This window comes from Ruegeria sp. ABM4_193 (assembly GCF_056158705.1).
Map to the genome: position 1 here is coordinate 1,784,652 of NZ_JBSWTT010000001.1, position 13,602 is coordinate 1,798,253.

A 13,602-nucleotide genomic window follows, 5' to 3' on the forward strand; every position below is an offset into this window, starting at 1 on the left:
ACAGAATGGACTGTGCTGCGGTTGCGCACAAGACCACCAGACGCCTTTTGCACCTGCGGCGAAACGCTCCGATGGTTGGTCTGGACTGGACATGAGTTAAAACTGTTGCACATCTTGCGGAACAAAAGCGGGGCGAGCCATGGTGTTGACCATAGACAAGGTGCAGAAATCCTATCCCGGCGGGCGCCCGGTGCTGCGCGATGTATCTCTGGTTCTGAATCAAGGGCAAACTTTGGCCCTGACCGGTGAAAGCGGCAGCGGCAAAAGCACCCTGCTGAACCTTGCCGCAGCCCTGGACAGCTTTGACGGGGGCGAGATCATATTGGGGGATACACGTCTGTCCACGCTGGATGATGCAGGACGGGCAGCACTGCGCCGGAATCATGTGTCGTTGGTGTTTCAACAATTCAATTTGATCCCGTCCCTGACGGTTGCTCAAAACCTGTCCTTTCACGCGCGTCTTGCCGGTGTCGAAGATACCGCTTGGAACAGCCATTTGGCGGAACGGCTGGGCCTGTCAGACTTGCAGGACCGTTACCCCGAGAACCTGTCGGGCGGTCAGCAACAAAGGGTTGCCATTGGGCGCGCCATGGCAGCGCGTCCCAAGCTGCTGCTGGCTGATGAACCGACCGGCAATCTGGACGAAACCGCCAGCGCAACCGTACTGGACCTGATGTTATCTCTTGTCGCTGATACCAAAGCGGCACTGCTTCTGGTGACCCATTCCCAACAAATCGCCGCGCGACTGGACCGTCAAGTCACGCTCAGCGGCGGGCGGATTTAATGACATGGTCCGTCATTCAGGCCCTGATGTCCCATTGGCGGGTGCATCGGTTGCAGTTAGCGACCTTGCTGATCGGCATCGCTTTGGCCACCGGTTTGTGGTCGGCTGTACAAGCCATCAACGCCGAAGCGCGTGCAAGCTATGCGCGGGCCAACGCTCAATTGGCCATCGGCCAATTTGACGAGCTACGTGACCCGTCGGGACCGATTTCAGTCTCTCGTTATGTCGACCTGCGCCGTGCTGGCTGGCAGGTTGCAGCCGTTCTGGAAGGCCCATACCGTATCGGCGGGCGAACCTTGCGCCTGATGGGCGTGGATATGGTTGCCTACCCGGCCCTGCCTGCCGTGACTGAAGCAGAACAGAGCGCAGCACCGCCCGAGCCTGTGGACATGTTGACTTCTCCGGGCCGTGTTCTTGTATCACCCGAGCTAGAGGCGCTGCTGCGAGATCAAGACAACCTGCCCCCCATTCTGACCACCTCAGTCCTGCCTTCGGACGTCATTCTGACCGACATCGGCGTGGCCGAGGGATTGTTGAACCAAACAGGCGTCATCTCGCGGCTTGTCGTGCTGCCGAACCAACCGCGCGACCTGCCCCCTCTCAATCAGGTCGCACCTGAACTGGACCGCATCAGCCCCTCAGCGCAAGTCGATACCGCGCAATTGACCGACAGCTTTCATTTGAACTTGTCGGCGTTTGGACTGCTGTCCTTTGCCGTCGGGCTGTTCATCGTCAATGGCACCGTTGGTCTGGCCTTTGCCCAGCGACGCGGCATGATCCGCACCTTGCGTGCTTTAGGCGTGTCCATGCGTCGGCTTGTTTGGCTGGTACTGACCGAATTAACCCTGTTGGCCCTGATCGGAGGCAGTCTTGGATTGCTGTTGGGCTTCTTTCTGGCCGGAGCGTTGCTGCCTGATGTCGCCGCAACTTTGCGTGGGCTCTATGGCGCGCCTGTGACCGGACAACTGACGCTGCAACCTCAGTGGGTTGTCGCTGGAATCGCTATGGCAGTATTCGGAACCCTGCTGGCCAGCGGTCACGCATTGTGGCGCTTGTCCAACATGCCTTTGCTCGAAGGACCGGGCGTGCAGGCGTGGCAGAGCAATTCCCGCGCGCGCCACATCGCCGGAGCAATCGGTCTGATCCTGATTGTCGGAGGATCGCTGGCCTATATCAGCATTGGAGGGCTTGTTGCAGGTTTCACCTTATTGGCCGGATTGCTGACAGGTGCGGCCTTGTTGTTGCCATCGCTTCTGGCCATAGCTCTGTCTGTACTGGCACGTACGGCGCGCGGTCCTGTTGCGCAATGGGTCTGGGCGGACCTACGGGCGCAATTGCCTGGCCTGTCTTTGGCCCTGATGGCTCTGTTACTGGCCTTGGCGGCAAATATTGGCGTGGGAACAATGGTTTCCAGCTTCAGGTTAACCTTTGTCGGCTGGCTGGATCAACGGCTGACGGCCGAGTTGTACGTGACTGCGCGTGATGAAGATCAGGCACGCGAGATGAGCAACTGGCTGCGCCCCCAGGTCGATGCCATTTTGCCGATCCGTAGCGTGGAACTGCCCCATGAAACCGGCCCCTTGTTCCTGTACGGCGTGGTGGATGATCCCGTGTACCGGCAGTACTGGCCGTTGATTGCCTCAACCGCCACCGTTTGGGATGATGTGATGGCCGGAGACGCCGTGCTTATCAACGAACAACTGGCGCGACGCGCGTCTTTATGGCCCGGTGCCCAGCTACAACTTGCCCCGGATCACGTTTTGCCGATCGCAGGGGTCTATTCCGACTATGGCAATCCAACGGGTCAAGCCATCGTTTCAATGGCGCAACTGGATCGTATCGCACCGGGGGCCGAGATGCGGAGGTTTGGTATCCGCATGCCACCGGAAGACGCGACTGCAATGGCACAAACCCTGCGCGCCCAATTTGACCTGCCGCCGCTGTCTGTGGTTCAGCAAGCGGCCATGAAGGCGCAATCACTGGCGATCTTTGAGAAGACCTTTGTTGTGACATCGGCGCTGAACGTTCTGACCCTTGGCGTGGCGGGATTCGCCATCCTGACCAGCCTGTTGACGCTGTGGACACAACGCCTGCCGCAAATCGCCCCTGTTTGGGCGCTGGGGCTGAACCGGGTGCAACTGGCACGGCTGGAGCTCTTGCGAAGCGTGTTGCTGGCTGCACTGACGGCAGTCCTTGCGTTGCCGCTGGGACTGATCCTGGCATGGGTTCTGCTGGCAGTGATCAACGTACAGGCCTTCGGTTGGCGGCTTCCCATGTTCGTCTTCCTATGGGACTGGCTGTGGCTGTTTTTGTTGACGCTTCTGGCGGCCATAATCGCAGCAGCCCTGCCCGCGTTTCGGATGCTGCGCCTGCCCCCTGCCGACTTGCTGAGAGTGTTCGCCAATGAACGTTAAAACCCTGTTGCTCTACTTGCTCATCACTTGTCCACTGCCGCTTTGGGCACAGGGCTATGCAGGTTTGGGCGGATCAGCCGAGGGCTTTGATGTTCCCGAAGAAGGGTATGCGTTCGATTTCCCCAAGGATCATGGCCCCCATCCGGCTTACCGGATCGAATGGTGGTATCTGACGGCCAACCTCAAGGGTGAAGATGGGCGCGACTATGGTGTTCAATGGACCCTGTTCCGATCTGCTCTGAAGCCCTTTGAAACCGCCGGTTGGCAAAGCCCGCAAATCTGGATGGGTCACGCGGCGACAACAACGCCTGACACGCATTACTTTGCTGAGCGTCTTTCGCGTGGCGGGGTTGGTCAGGCGGGCGTAACCGCTGAACCCTTTGAGGCTTGGATCGACGAATGGCGCATGGCTGGTCCTGATTTCGACACCCTGACCTTGACGGCCAACGGAGAGGATTTCAGCTATGATCTTTCGCTGACCGCTCAGGGACCATTGGTGTTTCACGGCGATGCAGGGTATTCGGTCAAATCTGCGGATGGTCAGGCTAGCTATTATTACTCGCAGCCTTTTTACGCGGTTGAAGGTGTTCTTCGACTGCCAGACGGCGATGTGCACGTCACAGGCCAGGGTTGGTTGGACCGTGAATGGTCGTCGCAGCCGCTTGCTGCGGATCAAAGTGGATGGGATTGGTTTTCCCTCAGCTTCGAGGGCGGCGACAAGATGATGGCTTTTCGGTTGCGTGGGGGGCGCGGCGACTTCACCTCGGCCACTTGGATCAATGCCGACGGCAGTGCCGAGGCTATCCCTAACGGAACCGTCCAAATGACGCCGCTGGCCACGGACCAAGTCGCAGGGCGCGAGGTTCCAACACATTGGCGCGTTGCCTTACCGGATCGGGGTGTCGAAATTGACGTTTCGGCCATCACACCCGAAGCATGGATGGGAACCCGCTTTGAGTATTGGGAAGGCCCTGTCACCGTAACCGGAAGCCATAAAGGCATCGGATACCTTGAGATGACAGGGTATTGACCCCTGAAGCCTGTTCAGCGCACGACGTAAACAGAAACCGAAGAATGTCGCACAACACGTGATGCGTTGGGACCCAACAGGTAATCCTTGAAATCCGGCTTATGCGCACCGATTACGATCAAATCGGACCCGGCGCCTTCAGCAGTTTTCAGGATTTCCTGATAGGCCGTTCCTGTCGCCACAACATGGCGGATAGTTTCATTTCTCTCTGACCCCAGTGCTTTGACGCACAGCGATGTCAGAGTGGCCTGCGCCTCTTCAAAAGCCTTGTCGTGGAAGTCGGGCTCAAAGAACCCCGACACCCAACTTTCACCAAAATCCGGCAGCACGGTCACAACATCCAGCTGCGCTCCTTCCAAATCCGCCAGAGCGGCCGCCTTTTGCAGAACCGGCACATCAATCTCACCATTGCTGATATCAATGGCGCATAGAACTGAACGTGTCATGCAAGCACCTCTCGTCTGGCGGCCCGGCCGCGTTGCAAAAGTGCGATGAGGCCAAGAAGAACCATCGCAGGGATATAGACCAACTGCTTGGGCGGCTGACTGGACGGCAGGCTGACCGAGGTCAGGCTTACGGCCTCATCCCCGTAATAATCGAAGATATCCAGATCGCCCGAAAGCGGTGTTCCTGGGAACGGTTCGTCCAGTTTAACAACGCCGTCTTCAGGGATCAGGACCAGCCCAAGCGCCTCGACCCGCGCTGCGCCGCCGTCTTCCGAACCCACCGTGGCCACAACAGTTGTATCGGTCATTTCAAGCGTGTCGAAGTCTGGCCCGGACACCACAAGCCGCATCTCTGTTCCGGGTGGAACCTGACCGATTGTCTCTTCGAACGCAGCAGGTTCAACCGTCTGGAACGGAGGCGAAATGCGGTCCATGAAGAAGTCCGGCCTGAACAAGGCAAAGGCCACAAAGATCAGCGCGATGCTTTCATAGATCCGACTGTGGGTCAGGAAATACCCCATTGTACCGGCAGTAAAGACCAGAATGGCTATGGTGGCGAATATGGCGACGATTATGCCTTCGACCCATGTCACATCAATCAACAACAGGTCGGTGTTGAAGATGAACACAAACGGCAACGCCACAGTGCGCAGGCTGTAGAAGAACGCCGTGAAGCCGGTTTTGATCGCGTCCCCACCCGAGACAGCAGCGGCCGCGAAGCTAGCCAGACCCACAGGCGGTGTCACATCCGCCATGATGCCGAAGTAGAAGACAAACAGGTGGACAGCAATCAGCGGCACGATCAAGCCGCTTTGCGCGCCCAGTTCGACCACAACGCCTGCCATCAGCGAGCTGACAACGATATAGTTCGCCGTGGTCGGCAGGCCCATACCCAGGATCAGGCTGAGGATACCGACCATGATCAGCATCAGGATTAGGTTGCCACCCGAAAGGAACTCGACCAGATCGGCCATCACCTGCCCTACACCGGTCAGCGTCACCGTACCCACGATCACGCCCGCCGTGGCCGTGGCCAAAGCGATCCCGATCATGTTCCGCGCTCCGTCGATCAGGCCCTGCCACAGGTCGGCTACACCGTCGATAAAGCGGTTGTACACATCGCTTTCGCCGCGGAAGATCGCCTTGAGCGGTTTTTGCGTCAGCAGGATCACGAACAACAACGCGGTTGCCCAGAAGGCCGACAAACCGGGAGATTTTTGTTCGATCATCAGAAAGTAGACAAGCACGATAATCGGCAACAGATAGTGCAGACCTGCCTTGTAGATGTCCGCAATGACCGGCAGCGTGACCTCTTTGGCGTTTGGATCGTCGGGCTCAAGATCCGCCACCTGAGCGGCCAGATAAAGCAACACGACATAGATGGCGCAAACGACCAGGCTAAGGATCAATCCAGCCGCCGAAGGTGCCCAATTTGTCACCGCATCCACCGGGAATTGCGAGCTATAGCACAGACCGGCAAATACCACGAAGAAAGACAACATTCCAACAACGGTCCGCGCCAAATGCACATCCCGGTCGCCAAGGGTCGGCATGTTCCGCTTAACCGCTTCAAGATGGACGATATAGACCAGCGCGATGTAGGAAATCGCAGCAGGCAAGAAGGCGTGGGTGATGACCTCGACATACGAGATGCCTACATATTCCACCATCAGGAAGGCCGCAGCGCCCATAACCGGTGGCATGATCTGGCCATTTACCGAAGACGCAACCTCGACCGAGCCAGCTTGTTCGCTGGAAAAGCCTACGCGCTTCATCAACGGAATGGTGAAGGTGCCGGTGGTTACAACATTGGCAATCGATGAACCCGAGATCAGGCCGGTCGCGGCAGAGCCCACAACGGCAGCCTTCGCAGGACCGCCACGCAGGTGCCCAAGCGCCCCGAAGGCCATTTTGATGAAATAGTTCCCTGCCCCGGCCTTATCCAACAAGGCTCCGAACAGAACGAACAGGAAGACGAATTTCGTGGAAACGCCAAGAGCGATGCCAAACACACCTTCTGACGTGATCCACATATGGCTCATGGCCTTTTTCAGGCTCGCGCCTTTCCAACGGATTACTTCGGGCACCCACTCGGATGAACCAAAGAAAACATAGGCCAAAAAGATCGTCGCGATGATCGCCATGGCCGGGCCAAGCGCGCGGCGCGCGGCCTCGAACAACAGCAGCAGACCACCCAACGCGATCCACTTGTCCGTGTCATCGGCAAGCCCACCCGCATTGACGATCTTGTCGTAGAAGAAATACCCATAAAGCGCGACAAACGCGCCCAGAAGACCCATGATCCAGTCCTGAACCGGGATGTAGTTCCGAGGGCTGGATTTCAGCGCCGGATAAGCAGCAAAGGCCAGAAACATCGCAAAAGCCAGATGGAACTGGCGTGAGTTGTTCACAACGCTGCCGGGAAGGACATAGTTCGAGATTGGCGAGGCCAGAACAACCTGAAAAATCGACCAGATTGCAGCCACGATGGCCAGAAAAATCCCGACGTTGCCGACCGGGTTTCGCCCGCCGGCGTCGGAAGACGCAACCAGATCCTGAAGCTCTTCTTCAGATAGCGGACGATTGGATTGTGTGTCGGAACTCATAAAATCTCTCCCCGTCACGGCCTTTTTCGGCCTTTTGGAACCCCGTTTGACACGGGTTGTGTGCAGGGCGCCCGAAGGCACCCTGCGTCAGGACTGGCTTACTGAATCCAGCCTTTTTCTTTGTAGTACTTTTCAGCACCCGGATGCAGCGGTGCCGACAGGCCGTCAGCGATCATCTCTTCGGGCTTCAGGTTGGCAAATGCAGGGTGCAGCTTTTTGAAGTCATCGAAGTTCTCGAAGACCGAGCTTACAACCGCATAGACCGCATCTTCCGATACGTCCGCCGACGTCACAAAAGTTGCGCCCACACCAAAGGTCGACGTGTCGCCATCAGATCCACGGTACATGCCACCGGGAATGGTTGCGGTGCGGTAGAACGAGTTGTCGTTGACCAGTTTGTCCACGGCTTCGCCGCTGACATTCACCAGAACCGAGTCACATGCGGTGGTGGCTTCCTGAATCGAACCCGAAGGGTGACCGACGGTGTAAACCATCGCATCGATCTGGTTGTCGCACAGTGCAGCCGACTGTTCAGCCGCCTTCAGTTCGGTCGCCAGTTCGAAATCGCCCGTGGTCCAGCCCATTTCACCCAGCAGAACCTCCATGGTGCCGCGCTGACCGGAACCGGGGTTGCCGATGTTGACGCGCTTGCCTTTCAGGTCCTCAAAATTGGTGATGCCGGAATCGGCGCGGGCCACAACGGTGAACGGCTCGGGGTGAACCGAGAAGACCGCACGCAGGTTTTCGAACGGGCCAGCCTCTTCGAACTTCGAGGTGCCGTTATAGGCATGGTACTGCCAGTCGGACTGTGCCACACCAAACTCCAGTTCGCCTTCGCGAATGGTGTTGATGTTGTAGACCGAACCACCGGTCGATTCGACCGAGCAGCGCACGCCATGTTCCTTGCGGCCTTTGTTCACCAGACGGCAGATCGCACCGCCGGTCGGGTAATACACGCCGGTTACGCCACCGGTGCCGATTGTGATGAACTCTTCCGCATACGCGGCTGGTGCCATCATGGCCGCCGTCACAAACGCGCCAAGGCTCAGTTTGCTGCTGTTTTTCATGTTTTAACTCCCAATTTTTTATCTGGCAGTTGGAACCCAAATGGGTCGGCCTGCTCAGGGAAGCGTGCCGATAATACAATCCGGCCCGTCCCGCAACAGGTACAACTCTTTGAATTTTCCAATTTCTCCCAACCCTTGTGAGGTTTCATTCAGAGACGCTGATTGTCAAGGCCGCCGCCCGGTCTGACCGCCTCAAACCGCATATATGAGCTTGAATTGCGAAGTTTCCCCATCAGCGCAATGCGCGCTGACCCGGTATTTCCAACGACACTTAAAGTTCAAACATACGCCTCATTCCTGGCGCAAATGGAAGGCACCTGCTCGTCAGGTTCGGATGTAATGATTGCCCATATTGCCGGACCCAGCGAACAGAAAACCCCCAACTTTGGACTTCAAAATGGCAAAGAAATACCTCTGCGTGCTCGCGGTTGCGGCTGCGGCAGCAACCCCTGTTTTGGCAAATAACGCTCTGAAACAAGATGATTTTTCAGTTGAATGTGTATCAGATGTGGACGGCAGCAACGTAACTTTGAAACGGTCAGGCGGTTCGGACAAAGGCCATCTTTCCACAGGCGACCTTGAAGGCGAAGCCGCAATTTATCCTGTCGGAGAATCAATGACGTTTTTGCTGATGCAGGACGGACAGGTCGTCACGTTTGTCGTGAACTATGACAGCTTGAAATACGACATGATGGTCAAAGGCGCGGTTCAAAAATTTGACCGGGGCACGTGTCCGGTATCCTGAGGAGCCCGACACGGGATAGCTTCCGCCAAATGGCGCTATTTCGGCGTTAAAACTGAACGCTCAGCTTTGCGGAATCTTGAAATCGAATACCGGATTTAAGCCGAGCGGTCAGAAAAAAGAAGCGGCGTAGGCACGCCGCTTCTTTTGTTTTATCAGCGGCTTAAGCAGAAGCTTTAAAGATCTTTTCAATGTTGCTGCCCAGGGCGGCATTGAACTCGGCATCAGATTGCTGTTTCGACAGACCTTCGGTCAGCGCACGCGAAAACGACGCGATCATCTTGCCGTTCTGGCCCAGCAAATCACACGCCTGCTCGGTCGAATACCCACCTGACAAGGCAACCACGCGCACCACGCGCGGGTGATCAGCCACTTCATCATAAAGGTTTGCCGTGCTGGGGATCGTCAGTTTCAGCATGATGTCCTGCCCCTCGGCCAACTGATCCAGGTTTTTGAGGATTTCAGCCTTCAGGATGTCTTCCGCCTCGGCCTTGGTTTCCGAGTTGATGTTAACTTCGGGCTCGACGATCGGAACCATGCCTGCGGCAACGACCTCGCGGGCCACATCAAATTGCTGCGCCACAACGGCAGCGATGCCTTCGGCGTTGGCTTCATGAATCACCGAACGTTCCTTGGTGCCAAACACACCCTCTGCCTTGGCCAGCGTTTCGGCCAGACCCGGGATCGGTTTCATCATCTGGACGCCATTCGAGGTCTCTTCCAGACCTTTGTCGATTTTCAGGAACGGAACGATGCCTTTGACCGACCATAGGTAATCCGCAACCTTGCGGCCGTCGATTTCTTCACCCAGCGTGCGTTCGAACAGGATCGCACCGATCACTTTTTCCTTGGTGAAGTCGTCCGCCAGAATGATCCGCGCGCGCATGTTCTGGATTTCGCCAAACATCTCTTCTTCCGAGGCGTAATCCGACGCGTCCACCCCATACAGCGCCAGCGCCTTGGGGGTCGATCCACCACTTTGATCCAGTGCGGCGATAAAGCCTGCTCCGTTGGACATCTGTGCGCGCTGTTCTGCTTTGGACATAATGATTTCCCGTTCAAGAATGATTCCGATTTCATTCCTCGCATACAGCACGGTGATGGTCGATGGTAGTTTGTTAGCGCTCAACCAACCTCAACCATATCCCGTCCTTTGACCGAACGGTCAGATGCGCCACCGGAACCGGCGTTTTTCCGGGGATTGTTTCGAATTTGAATTGACGCAACAGCATCGACAGGATCAGGGGCCCCTCAACCATCGCAAACCCCGCCCCCGTGCACACTCTTGGACCGGCAGAGAACGGAATGTAGGCATTGCGCTGACATGTTTTGCCATTCTCTGTCTTCCAGCGCGAGGGATCGAACCCGTCGGGATTGTCCCAAAGCCGTTCTTGCCGATGCAGGTGCCACGGGCTGAAGACAATTTGTGCACCCTTCGGAACCTCTCGATCGCGAAACCGTTCAGGACATTGCGTTTCCCGCACCATCATTGGCACCGGTGGATAAAGTCGCAACGCCTCGCGAAATACATCTCGGGCGACGTTCAGCCTGGACATGGTCGTAAAGGACGGGTCCGGATTTGCCTGCGCCTCTTCCGCGACCTTCTCTTGCCAGTCAGGGTACAGGGCCAGCAGATAAAGCGTCCAGGCCAGGGCTGAAGCGCTGGTTTCATGGCCCGCCAGAAAGAAGATCGCGACCTGATCAATCATCTCGTCGGTTTCAAAACACTTCCCAGTGGCGGGATCGGGTGTTGTCATGATTTTTGTGGCCAGATCGTTTGGTGCCGTCCCATCAGCAATGGCCGCAGCGCGAACCGCTGTAAGTTTCTGGATCAAACGCCTGATATCACGCGCATTCCGCCGCGTGTCGCCGGCATGTAGACGAGGAACCCAACGAGGCAGGGGCAAAAAGGCTGCAAGGTTCAAAAGCGGTTGCCGCCTTTGATAGGCGCGGAATTTTTGGAACACTTCGGCTGCGATTTCATTTTCGATAGGCACCGAAAACAGTGTTCTGAAAATGACATCTGCGGCGACATGGCTGGTGATTTCTTCAACTTCAATCTCCATTCCAACACTGGAGCACAGCCGATCCGCGCAGGCTTGTGACGCGTCTCGCATCGCCGGAAACGTGTCTTTCAACCGCCCGCCTTCGAACGCTGGATCAATGATACGACGTTGTCGCTTCCATGCCTCACCGTTTGTCAGAAATACAGACTCACCCAAAAGCGGCCGCAAACCTTCGCTGATCCGGTTGGATTTCGGGAAATCTTCGGGCCTCTTTTTCAAAACCAGATCAACCAGTTCCGGCTGATTGATCATGTAAGATCTAAAGAACGGCGTTCGAAATTCCGCCATCCACGCGCGATAGAGCCGTTGGGGCTGTGCCGAAAGCAGGTCTTTCCGAAACAGTCTCAGATACTGCCACAGCGAAACTTTGTCTGGGCGTGGGGTCGGTTTTGGCGGGATCATGCGTGAACCGTAGTGTATTTTGAAACGGGCTGATCAATACGTGACGGTGAAGGCGCCCGCCCGGCAAATCGTGCAGCCAAGGTTTGGGGGCCCGCGGTGATCCGAAAATAATCGTATGCACCCGGACGGTCAAAGGCGCAGAGATACTGAAAATGCAGTTTGAAGAACCGCCAACGATCAGCCTTCCAGCGCTCAGGTGACAGTGTTTGAGTAAACGCTGCCGACAAAACCAGAGGCCACTTCTTATCAGGGCTGCCCACACCGCTGACCGCAACCGGGTCGCATAGCGCAAAGGCGCAGCCATCGCCGGGGGCGGTAAAATCGACCCATGCCACAGTGGGTTGCTTGGATAGAAACTGCAAATCCGCGCGTAGACGGTGTGCGTTTGGCAGGAAGGAAACCATGGGAACCACCTGCCCCAAAGTCAGAAACGACAAAACCGGTCCTTGGTCAGACACATCACTATCACGGATCAGATCGGCCAGCACCGACACACCCAGATGAGCGCCCGAGCTGTGACCGATCACCAAAACCTCGTCCACCTCTTCAGTCAAAGCGTCTTTGATCAGGTCTTGGAATGTGTCCAATCGCGACTGCAACTGCCGCGGAGTTTCCCCCTTTAACTGCGCGGAATATGCGTAGTCATGCATCAGGTAATAGGCAAACAGCCGGTTGTCGATTGTGCGAAACCAACGTAACACCGCATAAGCCAGAATACCCGCCGGAACCAAAGCCCACAGCCCAACCATTGGGACTAGCAGTTTCGCCGTCGCCCACGCAAACAGCAGCGCGACCAGCAATTGTAAAAGCAACATGCCAACCGGATAGAGTGCAGCAATCACCGGCCCTTTTCTCAGCCCCATCAACCGACGTAGAGTACCCGTTGAGATGTAGGTCCAAGCGGTTCGCGCCAGTTGCAGATAGGTGGACAGGATCGATCCCGTCATGCTGTCCCGCACGATATCCGACCAGACCAGCACATCGACATCCGTGTGCACCCGTTCACCATCCTGAAACGATGTGACACGCCAGCCAAAGACGTCAGCTCGCGGCTTGGCTGACACGGAAATCTCATAGCCGGAAATCTCAGCCTGGGCCTGTGACTCAGACCGATACAGCTCCCGGTATCGTCTGGGCGGAAACGGATCATAACCGGGAATGTAAAACACCCGACGTTTGCGCACCTGAGGCTGATTTGTCTGACTGCTCATGCCCTTACCTTCTGCCGTGCAGGTTAACGCAGGCTTGAGGTCAAGGTAAGGGGGTCAGCGGTTCATCCAAAATTTGCCAATGCCGGGAAGGTTTCCAGCAACCACCAGCTGAACCGTGTGAACAGACCGGTGATCAGCATGATGCCCACGAACAACAGCAATCCACCCATGACCTTTTCGATCGTACCCATGTAAGGCTTGATGCGGTTCATGACGGTCATCGATCGGTTCAGGAACATAGCCGCCAGAAGGAATGGAATACCCAGCCCCGCCGCGTAGACGCCCAGCAATACCGTACCACGCGCCACTGATGCCTCATTCGCCGCCAGCGAAAGGATCGCACCCAACTGAGGCCCAATGCAGGGCGTCCAGCCAAAGGCAAACGCCAAACCCAGAATATACGCCCCAAAAACCGAGCCACCGGAATCACCGGTATCGATCCGCGCTTCGCGGTCCAGAAACGGGATGCGGAATACGTTCAGGAAGTGAAGACCAAACACGATCACCACCGCACCCGAAAGCTTGGCAAAAAGCACCTGATTCTGAAGAACAAACGCCCCGAAGGCAGACGCGGTAAAGCCCAAAAGCAGAAAGACGGTCGACAGACCCATAACAAAGAACAATGCCGACATCGTTGCCTTGCGCCGCGCACGGGCCTCGTCCTGCATCTCGTTGATTGTGACGCCGCTCATATACGCCAGATAAGGCGGCACGATGGGCAGCACGCATGGTGACAGAAAGCTGATCAAGCCACCCAACAGCGCGACAAACATGGCGGGCAACAGGCCCGCGTCTATGATTTCAATTCCGAACATGTCTCTGCACATAAGTGAT

At 56.6% G+C, this 13,602-nt stretch carries 11 protein-coding genes; 4 read left to right on the forward strand and 7 right to left on the reverse strand.

Annotated elements, in window-relative coordinates:
* Positions 1 to 139 precede the first annotated feature (139 nt).
* Genes ACXADZ_RS09005 through ACXADZ_RS09015 form a run of 3 tightly spaced genes read left to right on the forward strand, consistent with a single transcriptional unit; the run spans position 140 to position 4,228 of the window.
* On the forward strand, positions 140 to 784 hold the full coding sequence (locus ACXADZ_RS09005; protein ID WP_475195265.1) for an ABC transporter ATP-binding protein: 645 nt from the start codon (positions 140 to 142) through the stop codon (positions 782 to 784).
* Positions 784 to 3,198 (forward strand): FtsX-like permease family protein, encoded by a 2,415-nt coding sequence (locus ACXADZ_RS09010; RefSeq protein WP_475195272.1) that lies wholly within the window; start codon positions 784 to 786, stop codon positions 3,196 to 3,198. The genes ACXADZ_RS09005 and ACXADZ_RS09010 overlap by 1 nt, the downstream gene beginning before the upstream one ends.
* On the forward strand, positions 3,188 to 4,228 hold the full coding sequence (locus ACXADZ_RS09015; protein WP_475195278.1) for a lipocalin-like domain-containing protein: 1,041 nt from the start codon (positions 3,188 to 3,190) through the stop codon (positions 4,226 to 4,228). The genes ACXADZ_RS09010 and ACXADZ_RS09015 overlap by 11 nt, the downstream gene beginning before the upstream one ends.
* Positions 4,229 to 4,242: 14 nt before the next feature.
* On the opposite strand, the gene ACXADZ_RS09020 is transcribed toward ACXADZ_RS09015, so the two are convergent.
* The 3 genes from ACXADZ_RS09020 to ACXADZ_RS09030 all read right to left on the reverse strand — a co-directional run bounded on the left by ACXADZ_RS09020 (position 4,243) and on the right by ACXADZ_RS09030 (position 8,347).
* Complete coding sequence (locus ACXADZ_RS09020; RefSeq protein ID WP_475195281.1) at positions 4,243 to 4,674, reverse strand: universal stress protein; 432 nt, start codon at positions 4,672 to 4,674, stop codon at positions 4,243 to 4,245.
* A complete protein-coding gene (locus tag ACXADZ_RS09025) occupies positions 4,671 to 7,280 on the reverse strand; it encodes a TRAP transporter permease (protein WP_475195285.1) in 2,610 nt (869 codons plus the stop codon). The genes ACXADZ_RS09020 and ACXADZ_RS09025 overlap by 4 nt, the downstream gene beginning before the upstream one ends.
* A gap of 98 nt (positions 7,281 to 7,378) precedes the next feature.
* Positions 7,379 to 8,347, reverse strand: coding sequence for a TAXI family TRAP transporter solute-binding subunit (locus ACXADZ_RS09030; protein WP_171089876.1), 969 nt, complete (start codon positions 8,345 to 8,347; stop codon positions 7,379 to 7,381).
* Positions 8,348 to 8,744: 397 nt separating this feature from the next.
* Here ACXADZ_RS09030 and ACXADZ_RS09035 point away from each other — a divergent pair, with 397 nt between their 5' ends.
* On the forward strand, positions 8,745 to 9,092 hold the full coding sequence (locus ACXADZ_RS09035) for a hypothetical protein (protein ID WP_171089874.1): 348 nt from the start codon (positions 8,745 to 8,747) through the stop codon (positions 9,090 to 9,092).
* Positions 9,093 to 9,252: 160 nt separating this feature from the next.
* On the opposite strand, the gene ACXADZ_RS09040 is transcribed toward ACXADZ_RS09035, so the two are convergent.
* The 4 genes from ACXADZ_RS09040 to ACXADZ_RS09055 all read right to left on the reverse strand — a co-directional run bounded on the left by ACXADZ_RS09040 (position 9,253) and on the right by ACXADZ_RS09055 (position 13,583).
* Positions 9,253 to 10,134 carry a fructose bisphosphate aldolase gene (locus tag ACXADZ_RS09040; RefSeq protein ID WP_475195297.1) on the reverse strand — a complete coding sequence of 294 codons (882 nt, stop codon included), beginning with the start codon at positions 10,132 to 10,134 and terminating at the stop codon, positions 9,253 to 9,255.
* Positions 10,135 to 10,207: 73 nt separating this feature from the next.
* Positions 10,208 to 11,557 carry a cytochrome P450 gene (locus tag ACXADZ_RS09045; RefSeq protein ID WP_475195304.1) on the reverse strand — a complete coding sequence of 450 codons (1,350 nt, stop codon included), beginning with the start codon at positions 11,555 to 11,557 and terminating at the stop codon, positions 10,208 to 10,210.
* Entirely contained in the window at positions 11,554 to 12,768 is a 1,215-nt protein-coding gene (locus ACXADZ_RS09050; RefSeq protein WP_475195311.1) for a hypothetical protein, read from the reverse strand. The genes ACXADZ_RS09045 and ACXADZ_RS09050 overlap by 4 nt, the downstream gene beginning before the upstream one ends.
* Before the next feature lie 62 nt (positions 12,769 to 12,830).
* The gene (locus ACXADZ_RS09055) at positions 12,831 to 13,583 is read right to left on the reverse strand and encodes a cytochrome c biogenesis CcdA family protein (protein ID WP_171089861.1); all 753 of its coding nucleotides are present in this window, start codon (positions 13,581 to 13,583) and stop codon (positions 12,831 to 12,833) included.
* Positions 13,584 to 13,602: the final 19 nt, after the last annotated feature.

What these genes read in the sequence shown, in the direction of transcription:
- ACXADZ_RS09030 (WP_171089876.1), bottom strand. Translation starts at nt 8,347, where the DNA reads ATGAAAAACAGCAGCAAACTGAGCCTTGGCGCGTTTGTGACGGCGGCC.
- ACXADZ_RS09010 (WP_475195272.1), top strand. Translation starts at nt 784, where the DNA reads ATGACATGGTCCGTCATTCAGGCCCTGATGTCCCATTGGCGGGTGCAT.
- ACXADZ_RS09050 (WP_475195311.1), bottom strand. Translation starts at nt 12,768, where the DNA reads ATGAGCAGTCAGACAAATCAGCCTCAGGTGCGCAAACGTCGGGTGTTT.
- ACXADZ_RS09035 (WP_171089874.1), top strand. Translation starts at nt 8,745, where the DNA reads ATGGCAAAGAAATACCTCTGCGTGCTCGCGGTTGCGGCTGCGGCAGCA.
- ACXADZ_RS09015 (WP_475195278.1), top strand. Translation starts at nt 3,188, where the DNA reads ATGAACGTTAAAACCCTGTTGCTCTACTTGCTCATCACTTGTCCACTG.
- ACXADZ_RS09005 (WP_475195265.1), top strand. Translation starts at nt 140, where the DNA reads ATGGTGTTGACCATAGACAAGGTGCAGAAATCCTATCCCGGCGGGCGC.
- ACXADZ_RS09040 (WP_475195297.1), bottom strand. Translation starts at nt 10,134, where the DNA reads ATGTCCAAAGCAGAACAGCGCGCACAGATGTCCAACGGAGCAGGCTTT.
- ACXADZ_RS09020 (WP_475195281.1), bottom strand. Translation starts at nt 4,674, where the DNA reads ATGACACGTTCAGTTCTATGCGCCATTGATATCAGCAATGGTGAGATT.
- ACXADZ_RS09055 (WP_171089861.1), bottom strand. Translation starts at nt 13,583, where the DNA reads ATGTTCGGAATTGAAATCATAGACGCGGGCCTGTTGCCCGCCATGTTT.
- ACXADZ_RS09045 (WP_475195304.1), bottom strand. Translation starts at nt 11,557, where the DNA reads ATGATCCCGCCAAAACCGACCCCACGCCCAGACAAAGTTTCGCTGTGG.
- ACXADZ_RS09025 (WP_475195285.1), bottom strand. Translation starts at nt 7,280, where the DNA reads ATGAGTTCCGACACACAATCCAATCGTCCGCTATCTGAAGAAGAGCTT.